This window comes from Paraplanobispora siamensis (assembly GCF_016863175.1).
Classification (GTDB): domain Bacteria; phylum Actinomycetota; class Actinomycetes; order Streptosporangiales; family Streptosporangiaceae; genus Planobispora; species Planobispora siamensis.
In genome coordinates this window covers 47,772-67,247 of record NZ_BOOJ01000069.1, presented here as the reverse complement: position 1 = coordinate 67,247, position 19,476 = coordinate 47,772, and the positions used below count along the sequence as shown (strand labels likewise).

Sequence of the window (19,476 nt, the reverse complement as noted above, 5' to 3'; positions counted from 1 at the left end):
GCTAGCTTGGCGATCGATGGCCAGTGACACGCTCCCCTACTGGGAGGCCTGCCGCCGCGGCGAGTTGCTCGTCCAGCGCTGCGCGGCCTGCGCACGGTGGGTGCACCTGCCCGCCGACGAGTGCCCCCGCTGCGGTGGCACCGACCTCCCCTACGCGCCCGTGTCGGGCGAGGGCCGCGTGCACACCTTCACCGTGGTGCACCGCTCGTTCGTGCCGGAGTTCCGCGGGCGGGAGCCGTACGTGCTGGCCTGGATCGACCTGCCGGAAGGGGTGAGGGCGTTCGGCGGGGTCGTCGGCTGCCCGCCCGGGCAGGTGCGGATCGGCATGCCCGTGCGCGTGACCTTCGTCGACGACCTACCCCAGTGGAGACCCGCGTGAGCAAGCTCGGCAACGTCCTCATCCCCGTCGACGACCTGGACAAGGCCATCGCGTTCTACTGCGACGTGCTCGGGCTGACGGTCAAGTTCCGCGACGGCGACCGGTTCGCGGCCCTGGACGGCGGGGGCGCCACGGTGGCGCTCGCCGCCGCGGGAGAGCAGGTGGCCGGCGCGGTCACCGCGCCCTCGTACAAGGTCGGCGACACGGCGCGGGCCGTACGGGAGCTGTCCGAGGCCGGCGCCGAGGTCGTGCTCGGGCCCGAGACCGGCCCCCACGAGACCCGGGCCGTGCTGCGCGACCCGTCAGGAAACGTCTTCGTCCTCTACTCGCCCCTGTGAGACGCCGTCTCGCCCTGTGACCCCGTCCACGCGGGGCGCGGCCGAGGACACCGCGCAAGGACATCACCGACCGGAGGCCCCCATGGCGCGATCCCCCTACGGCAACTACGCCTACGCCGTCCTGTCCGCCAACGCCCTGCGCACCCCGGACCGGGTCGCGCTGACCTACTGCGGCACGCAGAGCTTCACCTACGCCGAGCTCGACCGGGTCGTCAACCGGCGCGTCCACGCGCTGGCCGAGGCCGGGGTCGAGCCGGGGCGGCGGGTGGCGGCGCTGCTCAACGAGACGCTGCACGTGGCGGAGGTCTATCTCGCCACGGCCAAGCTCGGCGCGGTCACCGCGGCGCTCAACCCCTACTGGCCGGTGGAGACGCTGCAGGCGGTCGTCGCCGCCTCCGGCGCCACCGCGTTCGTCTACGACTCGACGGTCGAGCAGACCGTGGCGCGGATCAGGCCCGAGCTGCCCGGGATCACCACCTGGATCAAGGTCGGCGGCCCGGGCGAGGACGCCGTGGACCTGGACGCGCTGAGCGCCGCGGCCTCCGAGGAGGAGCCGGAGCCGGGCGCGGCCTGGGACGACCCGCTGGCGCTGTACTACACCTCCGGGACCACCGGCCTGCCCAAGGCCGTGGTCCACACCCACGCCTCGGCCCTGGCCACCGCGCAGATCTGGCTGGACGTGCCGCGCGCGGAGGACTCGGTGCTCGGCACCGGCGCGATCATCTGGGGCATCGGCTTCCCCGCCCTGGTCGGGCCCGCCCTCTACGCCGGGATGCGGCTGGTGCTGGAGCAGGACTGGGGACCGGCGAACTTCCTGAAGGTCGTCCCCCGCGAGAAGGTCACGCACGTCTCGCAGATCCCGTCGTTCTACGCGGCGCTGCTCGGCTCCGACGACCACGCCTCCGCCGACCTGTCCTCCCTGCGGGTCATCATGCTCGGCGGCGAACCGCTGCCGGCGGCGTTGCTGGCCAGGATGAAGGAGCGGCTGCCGGACGCCGGCGTCTACTGCTACTACGGCCAGACCGAGGCCCCCTACACCTGCTTCGGCCGGGTCGACGACGGCAGCACCCCGCTCGGCTCCTCCGGCCGGGCCAGGATCGGCAACGCCGTACGGATCACCGGGCCGGACGGCGCCCGGGTGCTGGGCGAGACCGGCGAGATCAACCTGGCCGGGCCGCACCGGATGGCCGGCTACGACGGGCTCCCCGACAAGACCGCCGAGGTGCTGCGCGGGGGCTGGTACGTCGGCGGCGACCTGGGCGTGCTGTCGGAGGACGGCAACCTGACCGTGCTCGGCCGCCGCGAGGACGCCATCCTCAAGGGCGGCACGTGGTCGCAGCCCTCCGCGATCGAGGAGGCGGCGGTGGCCCTGGACGGCGTGGCCGAGGCCGGGGTCGTGGGCGTGCCCGCCCACGTCGAGGGCGCGGGCGCCGTCGAGCAGAAGATCCTGCTGGCGGTGGTCCCCCGGTCCGGGCACTCGCTCGACGCCTCGAAGATCGAGCTGGCGCTGGGCGAGACGCTTCCCGGACACCAGCGGCCCGACCGCATCGTGGTCGCCGAGGAGCTGCCCCACTTCCAGGACGCCTCCGGCGGGCCGGGCAAGCTGCTCCGCCGCGAGATCCGCGAGAGGTACCAGCACCTGTTCGACTGACCCCTCCGGCTCCCGTCCCGGCCCGCAGCCACCCCGACCCCCGCGGGAGGAAGAACCGCATGATCCCCGAGCGAGAGGGCCACGTGATCCCCGAGCACGAAGTCAAAGCGCTGCTGCGTGCGGCCGGGGTGGCCGTACCGCGCGGCGCCGCGGTGGCCCTGCCCGCCGGAGCCGCCGGGACGTCCGGAACGGCCGAGGTCGCCGCCGAGGTGACCGCCGGGGTGGCCGCCGCGGCCCGGGACCTGGTCCCCCCGCTGGTGCTGAAGGCCTACGGGCCCGGCCTCGTGCACAAGTCGGAGGCGGGCGCGGTACGGCTGGCGCTCGGCGGCGCGGCCGAGGCAGGGGAGGCGGCGGCCGGGATGCTGCGGGCGCTCCTCGCCCGGGGCGTCACGCCCGCCGGGTTCCTGGTCGAGGAGCAGGCCGCGCCCGGGGTCGAGCTGATCGCAGGCGTCGTGGACGACCCGGGGTTCGGGCCGGTCCTGCTGGCCGGGCTCGGCGGCGTCTGGACCGAGGCGATGCGCGACACCGCCCTGCGGCTGTGCCCGATCACCGAGGCCGACGCCCGGGAGATGCTCGTCTCCCTGCGGGGCGCCCCCCTGCTGCACGGCTACCGGGGCCGTCCAGCCGTGGACGTGCAGGCCCTGGTCGAGCTGCTCGTCACGGTCGGCGGTCCCGGCGGGCTCTGGGAGCGGCTGGACCTCGGCGAGTTCGAGCTGAACCCGGTGATCGCCACGGAGAAGGGCGTCATAGCCGTCGACGCCCGCTACCTCCCGGCCTCCTCGCCGCACTCCGACTCCCCACCGCAGGCCCGGCCGGAGGAGACCGACTTCACGGCGCTGTTCGAGCCGCGGCGGGTGGCCGTGGTGGGGGCGTCGGCGAACCGGCCGAACTTCGGGAACATGTTCCTGGAGTTCTACAAGGCGACCGGGGTGCCGCTGGTGGCGGTGCATCCGGAGGCGGACGAGGTCGACGGGGTGCCGGCGGTGCGTGAGCTGGGCGCGGCACAGGCCGACTACGCGCTGGTGGCCGTGCCCGCCGGGCGGTGCGCCGAGGTCGTACGGCAGGCCCGCGGCATCCCGTTCGTCCAGGTGATGAGCGGCGGGTTCGGCGAGGCCGGACGACCGGAGCTGGAGGCCGAGCTGGTCAGGGCCGCGGCCGAGGCCGGGACCCGGCTGCTGGGCCCGAACTGCATGGGCGTCTACAGCCCGCGCGGCGGGCAGACCTTCGTCGGCGGGGAGCAGGGCCCTCCCGGGCACGTGGCGCTGATCTCGCAGAGCGGCGGCCTGGCCGGGGAGGTCATCAAGGTCGGCGAGCGGCGCGGGCTGGCCTTCAGCCGGGTGGCGACGGTGGGCAACTCCGCCGACGTGACCCCCGCCGAGCTGCTGCGCTGGCTGGCCGCCGACGAGCACACCTCGGCCGTCGGCATGTACCTGGAGGACCCGCGCGGCGGGCGCGCCCTGTTCGAGGCGCTGACGTCGGTGCGCGGCCGTCTGCCCGTGGTGCTGCTGGTCGGCGGCCGCAGCGCCCAGGGACGCCGCGCCGCCGCCTCCCACACCGGCGGCATGGTCGGCGACGCCCGTATCTGGCGTTCCCTGGCCGAGCAGACCGGGGCCGCCCTCGTCACCGGTCAGGACGATCTGATCGGCGCGCTGTCCTTCTTCCAGTCCCACGCCGCCCGCCTGACCGTCTCAGGTGCCGGCCCCGGTCCCGTCGCGGAGGTCCCCGCACCCCGCCGCCCGCCGGACGAGGACGACGACGACGGCGGGGTGCTGGTGATCGGCCCGAGCGGCGGGGCCAGCGTGCTGGCCGCGGACGTGTTCGACGGGGCCGGGCTGTCGCTGCGGGCGTTGCCGCAGGAGACCCTGGACGGGCTGCGGGCCCTGGGGGTCGGGGTGGGCAGCTCGCTCGCCAACCCCCTGGAGATCCCCGTCGGCCCCCGCGGACGGCCGGACCTCGTGCGGGAGGCCATCGGGACGATCGTGGCGCGGCGGCCGTACCCGGACGTCGTGGCGCACGTCAACGTGCAGAGCTTCTTCACCTACGGGACCTCCGCCGAGCCCCTGCACGCCTACGCGCGCGCCCTGGCGCGGGCCCAGCGGGAGCTGCCCGGCGTCAGGATCACCCTGGTGACCAGGAACGGCGAGTGCGCGCCGTACGGGGTCGAGGACGAGCTCCGCGAGATCGCGGCGGAGGCCGGGATCCCCGTCTACCGCTCGATGGAGGCGGCGGCGACGGCCGTCGCCGCCGCCGGGCGCTTCATCCGGGCCATGCGTGTCGATCGAGTCGCTTGAATCATCCGAGGAGCTGGAAGATGGGTCTGCTGGACGGCAAGGTCGCGCTGATCACGGGGGGCGCCCGGGGAATGGGCGCGGCCCACGTGCGGCTGTTCGTCGAGGAGGGCGCGCAGGTCGCCTTCGGGGACATCCTGGACGAGGAGGGCAAGGCGCTCGCCGAGGAGACCGGGGCGCTGTTCGTCCACCAGGACGTGACCGTCCCCGGCGACTGGGAACGGGCGGTGAACGCCACCGTCGAGGCGTACGGCAAGCTCGACATCCTGGTCAACAACGCCGGGATCCTGAAGTTCCGCCGGATCGCGGACATGACGATCGAGGAGTACGACCGGATCCTCGATGTGAACCTCAAGGGCACCTGGCTCGGGATCAAGTCGGTGATCGAGCCGATGAAGGCGGCGGGCCGGGGCTCGATCGTGAACATCTCCTCCGTCGAGGGCTTCATCGGCGCCGAGGGCATGTCCGCCTACGCCGCCTCCAAGTTCGGCGTGCGCGGCGTCACCAAGGCCGCGGCCCGCGAGCTCGCCCGCTTCAAGATCCGGGTGAACTCCGTGCACCCCGGGGCCATCGACACCGCCATGGTCGCCGACCCGGAGATCGCATCCGAGGTGGACGCCGAGGCGTTCTTCAAGTCCATGGTCATCAAGCGCTTCGCCAAGCCGGTCGAGGTCTCGCACGTGGTGGCGTTCCTGGCCTCGGAGCGGTCGAGCTACTGCACCGGCAGCGAGTTCACGGTGGACGGGGGCATGCTCACCGGCGCCGGATATTGAGCCTGCACCGGATACCCGGCCTGCACCGGATACCGAGCCCGTTCCGGGGCATTCGGAGGGGTTTTCCGACAAGATCCCGGGGAAGTCGCTCCGGATGCTACGGACGATCGCAACGGCCGCAGCTCTTTCAGCCGGGCTGCTCGCCATCTCCTCCTCATCATCCGCGTCATCGTCGGCCTTCTCGGCTCCCGCCTCCTCAGGCATCCCCCCGTCCACCCACGCCTGCGCCGCGGCCACGCAGCGGTGCGAGGGTCAGATCTCGGTTCCGCTCGACTGGAACGACCCCTCCTCGGAGCGGATCACCGTCGCGTTCGCCTGGGTCCCCCGGGCCGGCGCCACCTCCACGGTCCTGGCCAACCCCGGCGGGCCGCTGCCCGCCCTGCCGCTGCTGCCCGTGCTGGAGCAGACGGTCGACCGGCAGAACCTGCTCGTGGTCGAGCCCCGCGGACTGGGCAAGTCCAGTCCGCTGAGCTGCCCGGACCTGGATCTGAACCGCCCGGAGACCATCGCCTCCTGCGCCGAGCACGTGGGCGCCCGGGGCCGGTTCTTCACCGCGGACCAGGCCGTCGCCGACATGGACGCCGTGCGCAGGGCGCTGGGCGTGTCCAAGGTGACGTTCTACGGCGTCTCCTACGGCACCCTGTTCGCCCAGGCCTACGCCGCCCGCTATCCGGACAGCACCGCCGGGGTGTTCCTGGACAGCCTCGTCCCGGTGGGCAGGGACGGCTACGCCGTCGAGCCGATCCGGGCCCGGACCGACCTGCTGGAGCTGACCTGCCGGTCCTCCCGCGACTGCGAGAAGACCTGGTCGGCGCTCGTCCGGCGGCTGCGCGCCCAGCCGGACCCGGCGATCCCGATGACGACGCTGCTGGGCCTGCTGCCCCGCCTCAACGAGCCGGTGTTCGGACGCGAATTGAACGCGGCCGCCTCCGCCTACCTGCGCGGCGACCCGCTGCCGCTGCGCCGTCTGGCCGAGGCCGCCGACGCGGCGCCGGTCCCACCGCTGCGCGGGCCCGATTTCGCCGGTCTGGTCGCCTACAAGTGCGGTGACGCGCGCTTCCCCTTCGACCGGGACGCCACGGCCGCCGAACGCAGGCGGCAGCTCGACCGCTTCTACGCCGAGAAGCGGCCCCTGCGGCCGTTCACCGTGGCCGAGGTGGGCGGCAAGACCGGGTGGGCCGACTGGTGCGTCCACTGGCCGACCCCGCGTGACAACCCGCCGGTCCCGCCGCGCGCGGACCGTCCCGCCGTGCCGGTCGCGGCGGTGGCCGGGGACTACGACACCCACAGCCCGGCCGAGGTCGCCCGGTACCTCCCGAAGGCCTCCGTGCTGCGGGTCGTCGGCGGCGGGCACGGCACGACGCTCAGCGTGCCCTGCTCCCGCGAGGCGCTGCGGTCCTTCCTGGCCCGCCCCGGTGAGCTGCCCCGCTCCTGCGACGTGTCGAGCCACCGGCCGATCGCGTCCTTCCCCCTGACGGTCAAGGACCTGCCGGAGACCGGCGGCGTCGACCCGCGCCTGGCCGCCGCGTTCGCCACGGCGGCCGACGCCGCGGTCAGGCGCAACCCGGGCTCGGCGTCCTACCGGGCGCTGAAGGAGGAGCCGGGCCTGCGCGGCGGGAAGCTGGTCTTCGACGACAAGGCCTCGACCGTCCGCCTGGAGGAGGTGCGCTTCGTGCGCGACCTGGCGGTGAGCGGCCAGGTCGTCCTGGGACCGGACGGCACCGCCACCGCCCGGCTGACGGCCGGCGGCACCGAGGTGACCCTCTCCTGGCCCGCCCTGCGCGCCCTGGACCCGGTCCCCGTCTCCGGAACCTTCGACGGGCGGCCGTTCAGCGTCGAGATCCCCGTCTGAGGCCCGCGGTCCCTGTCCGGCGCGGGCTCACGGACCCCGCCCGGCGCCGGGCAGGCCGCATCCCGGCGCCTGAGGGACCCCGCCTGAGGGCTTCCTCGGACGCCCTCAGGCGGGGTCGCCCCGCGTGATCCAGCCGGACGGGGTGACGAACAATCCGGTCGCCTCCACCAGCGGGGTCCCGTCCGGCAGGGCGATGCGTCCGTCGGCCCAGTTCTTGCGCCCCTCCGAGCGGGTGTACTCGGCGGTGGCCACCAGCGGCTCGCCGTACGGCACGGGCCGCCGGTAGTGCACGGTGAGGGAGGCCGTCATCCCGGGGAATCCCGCCACCGCGGCGGCGTGACCCAGCAGGTGATCGAGGATCATCGCGCTCACCCCGCCGTGGACCGAGTCCGGCGGGCCCTCGTGGGCCGGGCGGAAGCTGAGCTCCGCACGGGCCGTCCGCTCCGGGGTCGTCTCGACGGCCAGGGGGAGCGCGAGCGGGTTGGCCGAGCCGATCACGGCGTTGCCCGGGTGTCGGGGCACGCCGTCGGAACCGAGGTCGAAGCCCCGGGTGGAGTCGCGCCGCAGCGCGTTGAGCCGCTCGGTCAGGGCGGCCAGCTCGGCGGTGACCGCGAGGAGCTCGTCCTGGGGGACGTCCGTCATCACCACGGCGTCGATGAGGTCGCGGGTCTGCTGGCTGAGTAGAGACAGCGCGGTGTGGCGGGCCCCGGCGTCCTCGGCGGTGACATCGATCGTCATGGCCTCATATTAGAACACGTTCTACAGAACATCATTCGGATCATCCGCCGAGACCGAGGTTTTCGTAGATCTTTTTGCTTCCAGGGCTTCCTGTGCAAAAATCCCCTAAAGGGCGCTGACATGGGGTTTTATCCATCGACCCCGCCCCCTCGCCGCCTTGGCAGTCGCTTTGGTCTGTCTTGACCTCCTCTTTTGTCCGGGTAGCCTCCCTGCCCACGGAAGACCCTGACCTGTGGCGCCGCCACACGCGTCCCACCCGTACCCCGGCGGGCCGCGTGAAAGCGCCATCGTTCGACCCGATCTCCCGAAGCCCGGTCGCGAGGGCGGCGCGACCATGTCTGCACGGCTCCGGAAGGTGCACCACTTCCTATGACCCCAGAGATGAAGAAGTTCATCGAGCTGCTGGAAAGCCAGCTCGGGTACGCCGAGAAGAGCAACGGTTACACCAAGTTCGGCGACTGGTACGGCAGCAGCGTCGAGTTCGACGCGGACTACTCGAACGCCCCCTGGTGCGACATGTACCTGTCCTGGGCCGCCAAGAAGCTCGGCTACGAGGACTGGATCGGCCAGTTCGCCTACACCGTGTACCACGCCGAGTGGTTCCGCGAGCAGGACGCCTGGGGCACCACCCCCAAGCCCGGCGCCATCGTGTTCTTCGACTGGGGCGGCTCCAAGAAGATCGACAACATCGACCACGTGGGGATCGTGACCCGCGTGGAGGGCAAGGTCATCCACACGATCGAGGGCAACATCGACGGCGGCGTCGCCAAGCGCAAGGAGCGCGAGGCGAGCAAGATCGTCGGGTACGGCTACCCGGAGAAGATCAAGGCCCGGCTGGACCGCGAGGCGTCCGAGAAGAAGACGATCATCACCTCGTCCACCGCCACGCCGGACAACTTCGTGGCCCTGCAGCCGCAGCCCGACCTGCTGTCGTCCCTCATCCCCTCCATCGCCCCCCTGGAGCGTGAGGCCGAGACGGCCCACCGGCCCGAGTCCGCCAAGAAGACGTCCGCCCCCACCCGCGAGACCGTCGCCAAGGCCACCTCCAAGACCGCGCCCAAGAGCGCCGCCTCCGAGAAGACCTCCTCCGGCACGCCGGGCAGGACCGCCGAGACGTCTTCGGCCGCGGCCTCCGCCCCGCCCCAGACCGCCGCCGGGCGCACGACCACGACGGGCAAGCACGCCAAGCCCAGCACCGCCGACACCAACTCCTTCGCCGCGGTCCCCGCCCAGGCCGCCGCCGAACCGGCCACGAGCCTCCCCGAGCTGGGCAGCCCCACGGTGCTCGCCCCGGTCCTGCTCGCCGCCCTCGCGATCATCGCCCACGCCAAGGCCAAGCAGTCCGGGGTACGGCTCGCGCCGGCCGGCGGGGACTCCACGCGCCCGTCCCGCCGCGCCGGCTCGCACCGCTCCGGCGGCCGCCGCCGCGCACCCGGCCGCCGTCGGATCACCCGGAACACCCCTCTCGCCGCGACGGCGCTCACCGCGCAGGACGCCCCTCTCGCCGCGACGGCGCTCACCGCGCAGGACGCCGCCGCTCCGGTGACCGCCTCCGCCGAGGCCACCCTCCTCGCACTGGAGACCGCCTCCACCTGGGACGCCTTCTCGGTCCCGGACAGTCGTCAGGAGGCCGCCGCGGGCGGAACCGCCGGGCGGGAGGCCGCCCCGGGCCGGGGAACCGGCGCCGGACGGGAGGCCGCCCACGGGCCCGCCTCCGACGTCACGACGGTCCGCCCCACGGCGTTCCCCGTCGAGTTCCCCACCACCACCGTCCCGGTGGCCCGGGTCGAGGAGATCGCCTCCACCGAGCGCACCCGGCTCCCCTACCAGGGCCGGCGCCGCTTCACCGAGCGCCCGGTCGCCGAGTCGTCCACCTTCTCCCAGGACGCCCCGCTGCGCGGCCGGCGTCACCGCAGGGCCGAGACCTCGACGTTCGTCCAGGACGCCCCTCGCGGCCGGCGCCACCGCAGGGCCGAGACCTCCACCTTCGTCCAGGAGCCCGCCGCCTTCCGCCAGGACGCCCCGACGCGGGGCCGCCGCCACCGCCGCCCCGACCCCGCCGTCAACGCGGCCGTCCCCCGCCCCACCGCCCCCGCGGACGGCGACATCCTCGCCCCCGTCGCCTACTCCGGCCACCGGGCCGCCCACCGCACAGAGGCGCCGACAGCCGTCTGACCCCCTCCCCCCGCACCGGCGCCAAAGCAAAAGCCCCCCGCGACAGCCGGGACGGCGATCAGGAGTGCAGGCCTTCCCCGGACCGGCGAACCTCTTGCAGCCGGCCGGGACGGTGATCAGGGGCGGAGGCCGTACTCGGCGGCGAAGGCGGTCAGGGCTGTGACCGCCTCGCGGCTGCGGTGCCAGGGGCGCACGATCATCCGGTCGACGCCGAGGCGTTCCCAGTGCGGGATCTCGGCGGGGCCGGTGAGTTCGTAGGCGTGGACGGTGACCGAGAACGGGCGGTCGCCGGAGTTTCCGTCGCGGGCGGCTTCGTCGCGCAGGGCCGCGAGTCTGCCGAGGGGGCCGCGGACCGAGGTCAGGGAGTGGGGCATGCTGATCCAGCCGTCGCACAGACGCGCCGCGCGGCGCAGGGCGGCCCCGGACTCGCCTCCGGCGAGGATGGGCAGCCGCGCCTGGACCGGTTTGGGCTCGAAGGCCACCTCGGGGAAGTCGTAGAAGCGGCCCGCGTGCGCGACGGCGGGCTCCGACCACAGTCTGCGGGTCACCTCGATCGCCTCGTCCAGCCGGGCGCCGCGGGTGGCGAAGTCCACCCCGGCCGCCAGCCACTCCCCCTCGTACCACCCGGCCCCGACCCCGCAGATCGCCCGCCCGCCGGAGACCCGGTCGAGTGTGGCGAAGGCCCGGGCCGAGACGAACGGGTGCCGCAGGGCGTAGAGATGGACGGCGGTGCCGAGCATGACGCGGGAGGTCAGCCCGGCCAGCCAGCACAGGTAGGCGGGTGCGTCGAACAGCGGGGTGGCCGGTGAGATGCCGGGCTTGTCGGTCCCCGGGTAGACCGCGAGCGACAGGTCGGTGGTGAAGACCAGGTGCTCCGGAAGCCACACCGACTCGAAGCCGAGTTCGTCCGCGGCGACCGCGACGTCCTTCCACGCGTCCGGGTGCAGGAGCCCGAGCGGCACTCCGAACCTCACGGCCACCTCCGAACTGCCGGTCCGGAAACCGCCGCCCGGACGCGGTCTCCCCGTCGTTATACCAACCTAGCGCACGCTTGGTAAGCCGTACAGGAGGAAGGTCGGACACAGATGCACCAACCTAGCGACCGCTTGTTATCGTGCTCCCATGCCGGATGGGACAGACCGCACACCCGAGCCTGACCGCATGCCGTACGGCGTGCACCCGGGCCCGCACGGACCGGACCCGACTCCGCACGACTCACCCGGACCGGGCCGGGCGCCGCACGGCTCGCACGAACCGGGCGGCGCGCTCCGGGGGAAGGTCGCGGTCGTCACCGGGGCCGGGCCCGGGCTGGGACGGACGCTGGCCCGTCTGATGACCGCGGAGGGAGCCAGCGTCGTCGTCGCCGCCCGGACGGCCGCCACGGTCGAGAAGATCGCCGCGGAGGTCCCCGGCACGCTGGCCGTCTCCGCCGACGTGACCAGCGCCCGGGACATGGAGTCCCTCGCCGCCACGGTCGCCGACCGGCTCGGCGGTCCGGACATCCTGGTCAACGCCGCCTTCCCGGGCACCCACCGCAAGAACGTGCTGGAGATGACCCTGGACGACCTGGCCTCCTGGCGCACGGCGGTCGACATCGGCGCGTACGGCACGCTGCTCGCCTGCCGCTTCCTCGCTCCCCTGATGGTCGAGCGGGGCGAGGGCGCGATCGTGAACGTGACGTCCATGTCGTCCAGGAAGGGATACGCCGGCCGCAGCGACTTCGCCGCGGGCAAGGCCGCCGCGCACCTGCTCTCCCACTGCCTGGCCGACGAGCTGGGGCCGTACGGCGTGCGGGTCAACTGCGTGGCGCCGGGCTGGATCGCCAGCGAGGTCCTGGACGACTGGATGCGCACCCGGGCCGCCGCCGAGGGCGTCGCCTACGAGGACATCCTGGCCCGCGACGTGAGCGCGATGGCCCTGCGCCGGATCGCCACCGAGGAGGACGTGACCCGCGCGATCATCTTCCTCGCCTCCGACCGGGCCCGCTCCATCACCGGCGCCACCCTCGACGTCAACGCCGGCCAGCTGTTCACCTGATCTGTACAGACTTCACGCCACTGAGCGCCTGTACGTCGAGCATGACCGCCCTTCCTTTCACCGACGCCCGGAACCGCCTCTCCGAGCTGATCGACGAGGTGCACCGCACCCACGACCGGGTGGCCATCATCCGCCATGGTCAACCGGTCGCGGTGCTGATCTCTCCCGATGACCTCGCCGCCCTGGAAGAGACTCTCGACGTCCTCTCCAGCCCCGAGGCGATGCGGCAACTGGCCGAGTCGCGGGAGGCGATCGACGCGGGTGACGTGCTGGACGCCGATGAGCTCGCGGCCCTGACGGCCAAGCGGGCGAGGCGATCTGCGTGAGCGAGCGGAGCGAGCGAGCCATGGACACAGCAGCGCAGCGAACGCGGCCGACGGAGGAGGGCACGTGAGCGAGCGGAGCGAGCGAGCCATGGACACAGCAGCGCAGCGAACGCGGCCGACGGAGGACGGCCTACCCGCCTGCACCCTGCGCATAACGGTTCCGGCGGCTCGGGCACTGGCCTCCCGGCTGCCGGAGAAGGTATCCGCCGCCGCATACGAGTTCATCACGGGTGCGCTCCTGGAAAACCCCCGCCGGGTCGGCAAGCTTCTCCTGCTCCCGCCGTACGAGGGCACCCGTTCCGCACGGCGGGGAACATATCGAACCCTCTACGAGATCGACGAAGAGAACCACGAAGTGATCGTCACGGCGATCGATCACCGGGCTGACGCCCACCGCTCACGCTGAGCGTCAGCCGAGGTAGGCCGCGCGGACGGCGGGGTCGTCGCGGACCTCGGCGGGGGTGCCGACGGCGATGACCTTTCCGAGGTCGAGGACCACGAGGCGGTCGCAGACCTCCATGACGAAGCTCATGTCGTGTTCGACCAGCAGCGTCGTGGTGTTCAGGGAGCGGACGACCTCGCCGAGGCGGGCGGTCTGCTCGGCGTCGAGACCGGAGGTCGGCTCGTCGAGCAGGAGCAGCGAGGGGCCGTCGGCCAGAGCCCGGGCCAGTTCGACCAGGCGGCGCTGGCCGACGGGCAGGGCGGCCGCGTAGGCGCCGCGCAGCTCGGTCAGCCCGCACAGGTCGAGCACCTCATCCGCCCGCCGCCGGCGCTCCCGTTCCCGGGCCCGCCGGGAGGGCAGGCCCGCCAGGTCGGCCAGGAGACCGCCGCCGCCCCCGCGCCACTCCATCGCGGTCAGCACGTTGTCGGCCACGGTCAGGCGGCCGAACACCTGGGTTCTCTGGAAGGTACGGCGCAGCCCGGCACGCGCCCGCCGTACCGCCGGCACGGCCGTGACGTCGCGGCCCGCCATCGTGACCGAGCCGGAGGTCGGCCGGCGCAGCCCGGAGATGACGTCGAACAGCGTGGTCTTGCCCGCGCCGTTGGGCCCGATCACCCCGCAGACCTGCCCCTCGGGCACCTCGAACGAGACCCCCGACAGAGCGTGCACGCCGCCGAAGGACACCGAGACCGCCTCGACCGCCAGCGCCGCGCCCACCCCCTCACGCGCCCCCGCACCGGCCTCGCCGCCCGCACCCGATCGTCCGTTCACACTCACCCCGCTGTCCGTCGCGCCGTTCACCTCGACACCCCCAGGTACGCGGCGGTGAGCCGGGTCTCGTCCACCTCGGCGCGCGGGCCGGTCCAGATGACGCGGCCCAGGCTCATGAAGGCCACCCGGTCGGCCAGCTCCAGCGCGGAGGTGGCCTTCTCCTCCACCAGTACGAGCGCGACGCCGCGGTCCCTCAGCTCGGCGAAGACCTCGAAGACCCGCTCCGCGACGAGCGGGGCCAGGCCCAGGGACGGCTCGTCGGCGATCAGCACCCGGGGCGGCCTGACCAGCGCCGGGGCCAGGGTGAGCAGCTGTTGTTCCCCGCCCGACAGGGCGCCCGCCGCGATCCCCCGGCGCCCGGCCAGCTGCGGCATGCGCTCGTAGACGGGATCGGGGTCGGACAGCCAGGTCCGCAGGTTCTCCTCCACCGTCAGGCCGGGGAAGACCCCGCGCCCCTCTGGGGCCAGCAGCACGCCCTCCCGGGCGCGGCGGTGGGCGGGCCAGGAGGTGACGTCCACCCCGTCCAGCAGCACCCGCCCGGCCGTCACCGGAAGATCCCCGGCCGCCACCGCGCAGGTCGTGGACTTGCCCGCGCCGTTGGCCCCGAGCAGCGCCACCACCTCGCCGGGCCGTACCGACAGATCCACCCCGCGCAGCACCGTCACGTCGCCGTATCCCGCGACCACGTTCTCCAGCCGGAACAACGCGCCGCCGTCGGCGGAATCCTCACTCGTTCCCGCCACGGCCCGCATCGGGGACGCCGCGTCCGCCCCGGCCGCGTCCCCGCCACCCGGAGACGCCCCGGTCGTGCTCCCGCCGCCTGGAGGCGGTCCGGCCCCGTTCGACACCGCCTCCGCCTCCGTGACGCCCGCCCGCTCCGTGACGCCCGCCCGCTCCGTGACGCCCGCCCGTGCGGTGGCCGCGGCCTCCGCCTGGATCTCAGCGGCCCTGGCCCGTTCGAGCCTGCGCCGCCGGCGCCGGTAGCGGGCCTCGGCCATCTGGGCGAGCACCCCGTCGGGATGCTTGGCCAGGATCATCCCACCGGTCCCGAACAGAATCGCGCCGACGTGCGCGGAGACGTGCCAGGTGGCCAGCAGCTCGGGGAAGATCGCGGCGATCAGGCCGCCGAGCACCGCCCCGCCGATCCGGCGCACGCCCTGCAGGACCACCACCGCCAGCCAGACGAACCCCGCCATGGCGGGCAGGTCGGTGGCCGTCACCGACCCCTTGAAGCTCGCGAACAGCACGCCTCCGAGCCCGGCGATGCCCGAGGCCAGGGCGAAGAGCATGATCTTGGTACGGGGTGCGGAGACGCCCGAGGTCGTCGCGGCGGCCGGGGCCGAGCGCACGGCCAGGATCGCCCGGCCCGAGGCCGAGCGTTCCAGGTTCCGCACCAGAAGGGCGACGAGCCCGATCAGGGCGAGCAGCAGCACGACGCGCACGCGCGGGTCGGTGGTGTCGGCGAACCCGAGGCCGAACGCGGGCAGCGGCCAGCCGATCGTGCCGTTGCTGAACGCGTCGACCTGGAAGAGCACCTGGTCGGCGAGGAGGGCCAGGGCGAGCGTGGCGAGCGTGAGGATCCGCCCGCCCAGCCGCAGGGCGGGCAGCGCCACGAGCACGCCCACCGCCGTGGCGCCCAGCACGCCGAGCAGGATCGCCACCGGGAAGGGCAACCCGGCCGAGAACGCCCATCCGCAGGTCAGCGCGGCCATCGAGGCGAAGGAGGCCTGGGCCAGGTTCACCATGCCGCCGATGCCGGTGACGACCACGAACGAGCAGAAGATCAGCGCGAGGACCAGTCCCTGCGCCACCACGCTCACGTAGAAGTCGTCCGCGGGGCGGGTGAGCGTCCAGCCGAGCAGCAGGGTCAGGCCCACGACCCAGGGCAGGCGCCGCCGCCACACCGGCAGGTCGGCCAGATAGTCGGGCGGGGGCGCGTCCTCGGCGGCGGAGCCGGCGACCCGCTCCCCCGACCTGTTGAGCAGGATCAGCCCGGCGAACAGCAGGATCACCGGGACCGCCGTGCGCAGGCCGGTGACGTCCTCGGCGAAGTCTGCGTATCCGGCCACGAGGTTCTGCACCACGCCGAGCCCGAGCCCGGCGGCGAACGTCACCGGGATCGAGCGCAGCCGCCCGAAGACCGCGGCGGTCGCCGAGACGAACAGCATCACGGTGAACGCGGTGGGGTCCAGTCCGAGGGTCGGCACGGCCAGGACCCCGGCGAGCCCGGCGAGGGTGGAGCTGAGCATCCAGGCCATCGCCGAGGAGGCGTCGGCGTCGATCCCGCGCAGGGTCGCCAGCCTGCGGCGGTCGACCGAGGCGCGCATCCGCAGGCCGTACGGCGTGTGCCGCATGAAGGCCCAGAGCCCGGCGGCGGCCAGCACCGCGAAGAAGAACGTGAGGAGCTGGTCGGAGTCGAGGGTGACGCCGGCGACCGTGACGTTGACCGGCGGGTACGGCCCCAGGCCGCGTGGCAGCGAGGTCGCGTCGGCGCGCGGCAGGCCCAGCGGCTCCGCGGTCAGGTCGACGATCCAGAGCCCGAGCGCGGGGAGCGCGATCGTCAGGCCGATGGTCCCGACGATCTGCGCGGTCTCCCCGGCCTGGGCCAGGCCCCGGAACATCACCCGGTGCAGCACGTACCCGAGCAGGGGCGAGAACACCAGCACCGCGATGAGCCCGGCCAGCCAGGCCGGAAGCCCGAACCCGACGTTGAGCTCGAAGAACAGCAGCGCGGCCAGGAAACCGACGGCGCCGTGGGCGAAGTTGAACACGCCCGTCGCCGCGTAGGACAGGGTCAGGCCCGAGGCCATGACGGCGAAGACGGCCCCGGTGACGAGACCGCTGACGATGTAGCCGACAAGCTCCGACAAGGGTCTTCACTCCGAAAGTTCGCGCCTGTTCCACCGGCCGGATCCCCCCGGTCCCCGGCCCCGGACCCGCTCGATCGGGGCCGGTGCGGCGGGCGGCGTCGCGGTGGGGGACGGCGCCCGCCGTACGGCGAGGGCCGGGGCGTGGGGGGCCGCCCCGGCCGCTCGCGTCATGCCGCCCACGTGGCCCGCCAGCTCGCGGGCGGCACGCCGGGGCCGCCGGTCCCGCACGGGACCTACTTCAGCGGCACGTTGTCGAAGCACTTCATGTTCTTGGCGACCTTGAAGGTGCCGCCCTCCAGCTTGACCAGGGCCCCGCAACCGTTGGGCTCGTTGTGGTCCCTGGGGTACTGGATCCTGCCGAAGCCGGCGTTCTCGTAGGTGAACGAGCCGTTGGCGGTGGACAGGAACCTCTCCCGGGTCAGGTCCTTGCCGGTCTGCTCCAGGATCTTCAGGAAGATGTCCGCCGACCAGTAGCCGATGGCCAGGTGCTGGGTGAGCACGGTGCCCGGGGCGACCTTCTCCACGTCCGCCTTGAGCTGGGCGATCTCGGGCGCGTCGGACTCGAAGGGCTCGAACATCGGGGCCGCGATCACGCCCTCCAGCGCCTGGGCCGTGGCCGGGTCCTTCAGGATGGCCGCGTCGTAGCTGGTGGCGTCGGACAGCAGGCCCTCGTACCCGGCCTTCTTCAGCGCCGAGTAGAGGCCGACGTTGAACTTGGTCCCGGCGATGATCGAGACCACCAGGTCCGGCGCCTTCCCGCCGTCCGAGGTCATGATCTTGTTGACGTAGGGCAGCCAGTCGGGCGGCGGGGCCGCGGCGGGCAGGCCGGAGTTGATACCGACGATCTTGAATCCGGCGGCCTCGAAGGACTGGGAGATGGTCTTGCCGCCGTACTTGCTGCCACTGGAGTCGGTGGTCTGGACGTAGACCGTCTTGCCCTCGGACCCGCCGAGCAGCTCGGCCATCTGGTTGCCCCACCAGGTCTGCGAGCCCGCACCCGGCTTGGGGGCCAGGCAGCCGTTGTAGCCGAAGCCCGTCTGGGTCCCGCACCACTGCGGGCCGGTCGCCCAGCCGAACCACGGCACGCCCTGCTGCTCCAGGAAGGCGGCCCCGCCGAAGTTGGGCCCGTGCACCGGGACCAGCGCGAAGACCTTGTCCTTCTGGACCAGCTTCTTGGCCGCCGCGTCACCCTTGGCCGCGTCCTGGTTGTCGTCCTCGGCCCCGACGAACTCGATCTTCCGCCCGTGCACGCCGCCCGCGCCGTTGGCCCGCTCGAAGCGGGCCCGGGCGCCGATCTCGGCGTCCTTGGTGGAGTAGCCGCTCGCGCTGGTCTTGGTGAGCACCCCGCCCACCCTGATCGCGGTGGCGGTCACCCCGGGCGTCTCGCCGGAGCCGCCCCCGCCCGCCGCCTTCTGCTCGGCCGCGCAGCCCGCCGCGGCCAGCGCCGCCGCGGCCACCAGGCCGACGAGTCGCACTGCCTGCCGTCCCATGGGTCACTCCCTGCCGTGCCGTACAGCCATGCCCTGTCGCGGTTGTCTGACCTAGGGTTATTTGGCCTAGCGCTCGCTTGGTTTCGGTCAGCGTAGGTTTGCCCGATCAGGGGTGTCAATGGACGTTATGGGAGCGTTGTACCCATGTGCTTACCAAGCAATTGCTTGCTTTAAATGACCTCCCGGGCTAGCGTGCGGAGCGGACCGGGCCTCCGGCGCGACGGGAGCGGACTGATGTTGATGCGTGCGGCCGTACTGACCGGGTTCGACAGGCCCATGGAGGTCCGTGAGGTCGAGATCGACGACCCCGGCCCCGGTGAGGTGCGGGTCCGCATCAAGGCCTCCGGCGTGTGCGGCTCCGACATCAAGGCCATGGACGGCAAGAGCCCCGTGGTGCGCCGGCTCCCCTTCGTCCTGGGCCACGAGAGCGCCGGGATCGTGGAGAGCGTCGGCGAGGGGGTGACGGGCGTCCGGCCGGGCGACCATGTGATCATCGCGATGAACGGCGCCTGCGGCCGGTGCCGCAACTGCGGGGCCGGGCGCTTCCACCTGTGCTCCGGCCCGGCCAGGATGGCCGCCATCATGGGCACCATGCGCGACGGCACCACCCGGATCAGGGTGGACGGCGCCGACGCCCGGACGATGATCGGCATCGGGTCCTTCGCCGAGTACGCCGTGGTCAACGAGCCCATGTGCGTGAAGATCGCCAAGGACGCGCCGTTCGACACCATGTGCCTGCTCGCCTGCGGCGTGATCACCGGGGTGGGCGCGGTGCTGAACGTGGCCGCGGTGACGCCCGGCTCCAGCGTCCTGGTGGTCGGCTGCGGCGGCGTCGGGCTGAACGTCGTGCAGGGCGCGGTGCTGGCCGGGGCGACGACGATCATCGCCGCCGACGTCGCCGAGCCCAAGCTCAAACTGGCCCGCGAGTTCGGCGCCACCCACGCGATCCTCTCCACCGACCTGCCCCGGCAGGTCGGTGAGGTCGTCCGGGGCGGGGTGGACTACGCCTTCGACGTCACCGGCGTGCCGGGCGTGCTGGCCGACGCCTTCGCCGCGACCCAGCCCGGCGGCACGACCGTGATGGTGGGCAGCCCGCCCCAGGGCCGCCCGATCACCCTCGAACCCGGCCTGCTGTTCGCCTCCCGCCGCCTCATGGGCACCCAGGGCGGGGACGCCGCCCCGATCAGGGACCTGCCGATGCTCGCCGAGCAGTATCTGCGGGGCCGTCTCGACCTCGACCGCCTGGTCAGCGAGCGCGTGCCGCTGGAGGAGATCAACGAGGCCGTACGCCACGTCCGCGAGGGCGCGGTGGCCCGCAGCGTCGTCGTCTTCGACTGATCTCCTCC

Annotated in this window: 16 protein-coding genes; 11 read left to right on the top strand and 5 right to left on the bottom strand. The window is 73.3% G+C overall.

The window, feature by feature from the left end; all coding sequences use genetic code 11:
- Positions 1-16: 16 nt before the first annotated feature.
- The 6 genes from Psi01_RS36455 (at position 17) to Psi01_RS36430 (ending at position 7,281) form a co-directional block, all read left to right on the top strand.
- On the top strand, positions 17-379 hold the full coding sequence (locus Psi01_RS36455) for a Zn-ribbon domain-containing OB-fold protein (RefSeq protein ID WP_204068721.1): 363 nt from the start codon (positions 17-19) through the stop codon (positions 377-379).
- Positions 376-717 carry a VOC family protein gene (locus tag Psi01_RS36450; RefSeq protein WP_204068720.1) on the top strand — a complete coding sequence of 114 codons (342 nt, stop codon included), beginning with the start codon at positions 376-378 and terminating at the stop codon, positions 715-717. Before Psi01_RS36455 ends, Psi01_RS36450 begins: the two co-directional genes overlap by 4 nt.
- Before the next feature lie 82 nt (positions 718-799).
- The gene (locus tag Psi01_RS36445; protein WP_204068719.1) at positions 800-2,368 is read left to right on the top strand and encodes a class I adenylate-forming enzyme family protein; all 1,569 of its coding nucleotides are present in this window, start codon (positions 800-802) and stop codon (positions 2,366-2,368) included.
- A 59-nt stretch (positions 2,369-2,427) separates the two neighbouring features.
- Complete coding sequence (locus Psi01_RS36440) at positions 2,428-4,659, top strand: acetate--CoA ligase family protein (RefSeq protein WP_204068718.1); 2,232 nt, start codon at positions 2,428-2,430, stop codon at positions 4,657-4,659.
- A gap of 20 nt (positions 4,660-4,679) precedes the next feature.
- Complete coding sequence (locus Psi01_RS36435; protein WP_204068717.1) at positions 4,680-5,429, top strand: glucose 1-dehydrogenase; 750 nt, start codon at positions 4,680-4,682, stop codon at positions 5,427-5,429.
- 94 nt (positions 5,430-5,523) lie between these two features.
- Positions 5,524-7,281: an alpha/beta fold hydrolase gene (locus Psi01_RS36430; protein WP_204068716.1), complete on the top strand. Its 1,758-nt coding sequence runs from the start codon at positions 5,524-5,526 to the stop codon at positions 7,279-7,281.
- A 105-nt stretch (positions 7,282-7,386) separates the two neighbouring features.
- Here Psi01_RS36430 and Psi01_RS36425 read toward each other — a convergent pair whose 3' ends face one another.
- Complete coding sequence (locus Psi01_RS36425) at positions 7,387-8,019, bottom strand: PaaI family thioesterase (RefSeq protein ID WP_204068715.1); 633 nt, start codon at positions 8,017-8,019, stop codon at positions 7,387-7,389.
- A 381-nt stretch (positions 8,020-8,400) separates the two neighbouring features.
- Between Psi01_RS36425 and Psi01_RS43795 the strand changes: the two genes are divergently transcribed.
- Positions 8,401-10,194 carry a CHAP domain-containing protein gene (locus tag Psi01_RS43795; protein WP_239128291.1) on the top strand — a complete coding sequence of 598 codons (1,794 nt, stop codon included), beginning with the start codon at positions 8,401-8,403 and terminating at the stop codon, positions 10,192-10,194.
- Positions 10,195-10,310: 116 nt separating this feature from the next.
- Here Psi01_RS43795 and Psi01_RS36415 read toward each other — a convergent pair whose 3' ends face one another.
- Positions 10,311-11,168, bottom strand: a complete 858-nt coding sequence (locus Psi01_RS36415) for a TIGR03619 family F420-dependent LLM class oxidoreductase (protein WP_204068714.1) — start codon at positions 11,166-11,168, stop codon at positions 10,311-10,313.
- Positions 11,169-11,316: 148 nt separating this feature from the next.
- Between Psi01_RS36415 and Psi01_RS36410 the strand changes: the two genes are divergently transcribed.
- The 3 genes from Psi01_RS36410 to Psi01_RS36400 all read left to right on the top strand — a co-directional run bounded on the left by Psi01_RS36410 (position 11,317) and on the right by Psi01_RS36400 (position 12,963).
- A complete protein-coding gene (locus Psi01_RS36410; protein ID WP_204068713.1) occupies positions 11,317-12,231 on the top strand; it encodes an SDR family oxidoreductase in 915 nt (304 codons plus the stop codon).
- 41 nt (positions 12,232-12,272) lie between these two features.
- Positions 12,273-12,557 (top strand): type II toxin-antitoxin system Phd/YefM family antitoxin, encoded by a 285-nt coding sequence (locus Psi01_RS36405; RefSeq protein WP_204068712.1) that lies wholly within the window; start codon positions 12,273-12,275, stop codon positions 12,555-12,557.
- A gap of 64 nt (positions 12,558-12,621) precedes the next feature.
- Positions 12,622-12,963 (top strand): type II toxin-antitoxin system RelE family toxin, encoded by a 342-nt coding sequence (locus tag Psi01_RS36400; protein ID WP_239128290.1) that lies wholly within the window; start codon positions 12,622-12,624, stop codon positions 12,961-12,963.
- 3 nt (positions 12,964-12,966) lie between these two features.
- Here Psi01_RS36400 and Psi01_RS36395 read toward each other — a convergent pair whose 3' ends face one another.
- From Psi01_RS36395 to Psi01_RS36380, 3 genes are all read right to left on the bottom strand, one after another.
- Positions 12,967-13,770 (bottom strand): ABC transporter ATP-binding protein, encoded by an 804-nt coding sequence (locus Psi01_RS36395; RefSeq protein ID WP_239128289.1) that lies wholly within the window; start codon positions 13,768-13,770, stop codon positions 12,967-12,969.
- A 26-nt stretch (positions 13,771-13,796) separates the two neighbouring features.
- The gene (locus tag Psi01_RS36385) at positions 13,797-16,640 is read right to left on the bottom strand and encodes an ABC transporter permease subunit (protein ID WP_239128288.1); all 2,844 of its coding nucleotides are present in this window, start codon (positions 16,638-16,640) and stop codon (positions 13,797-13,799) included.
- A 233-nt stretch (positions 16,641-16,873) separates the two neighbouring features.
- Entirely contained in the window at positions 16,874-18,130 is a 1,257-nt protein-coding gene (locus Psi01_RS36380; RefSeq protein ID WP_204068711.1) for an ABC transporter substrate-binding protein, read from the bottom strand.
- A gap of 234 nt (positions 18,131-18,364) precedes the next feature.
- On the opposite strand from Psi01_RS36380, the gene Psi01_RS36375 reads away from it, so the two are divergent.
- Positions 18,365-19,468 (top strand): alcohol dehydrogenase catalytic domain-containing protein, encoded by a 1,104-nt coding sequence (locus tag Psi01_RS36375; RefSeq protein ID WP_204068710.1) that lies wholly within the window; start codon positions 18,365-18,367, stop codon positions 19,466-19,468.
- The last annotated feature ends 8 nt before the right edge of the window (positions 19,469-19,476 follow it).

What these genes read in the sequence shown, in the direction of transcription:
- Psi01_RS36405 (WP_204068712.1), top strand. Translation starts at nt 12,273, where the DNA reads ATGACCGCCCTTCCTTTCACCGACGCCCGGAACCGCCTCTCCGAGCTG.
- Psi01_RS36430 (WP_204068716.1), top strand. Translation starts at nt 5,524, where the DNA reads ATGCTACGGACGATCGCAACGGCCGCAGCTCTTTCAGCCGGGCTGCTC.
- Psi01_RS36425 (WP_204068715.1), bottom strand. Translation starts at nt 8,019, where the DNA reads ATGACGATCGATGTCACCGCCGAGGACGCCGGGGCCCGCCACACCGCG.
- Psi01_RS36410 (WP_204068713.1), top strand. Translation starts at nt 11,317, where the DNA reads ATGCCGGATGGGACAGACCGCACACCCGAGCCTGACCGCATGCCGTAC.
- Psi01_RS36375 (WP_204068710.1), top strand. Translation starts at nt 18,365, where the DNA reads ATGTTGATGCGTGCGGCCGTACTGACCGGGTTCGACAGGCCCATGGAG.
- Psi01_RS36435 (WP_204068717.1), top strand. Translation starts at nt 4,680, where the DNA reads ATGGGTCTGCTGGACGGCAAGGTCGCGCTGATCACGGGGGGCGCCCGG.
- Psi01_RS36445 (WP_204068719.1), top strand. Translation starts at nt 800, where the DNA reads ATGGCGCGATCCCCCTACGGCAACTACGCCTACGCCGTCCTGTCCGCC.
- Psi01_RS36440 (WP_204068718.1), top strand. Translation starts at nt 2,428, where the DNA reads ATGATCCCCGAGCGAGAGGGCCACGTGATCCCCGAGCACGAAGTCAAA.
- Psi01_RS43795 (WP_239128291.1), top strand. Translation starts at nt 8,401, where the DNA reads ATGAAGAAGTTCATCGAGCTGCTGGAAAGCCAGCTCGGGTACGCCGAG.
- Psi01_RS36380 (WP_204068711.1), bottom strand. Translation starts at nt 18,130, where the DNA reads ATGGGACGGCAGGCAGTGCGACTCGTCGGCCTGGTGGCCGCGGCGGCG.
- Psi01_RS36455 (WP_204068721.1), top strand. Translation starts at nt 17, where the DNA reads ATGGCCAGTGACACGCTCCCCTACTGGGAGGCCTGCCGCCGCGGCGAG.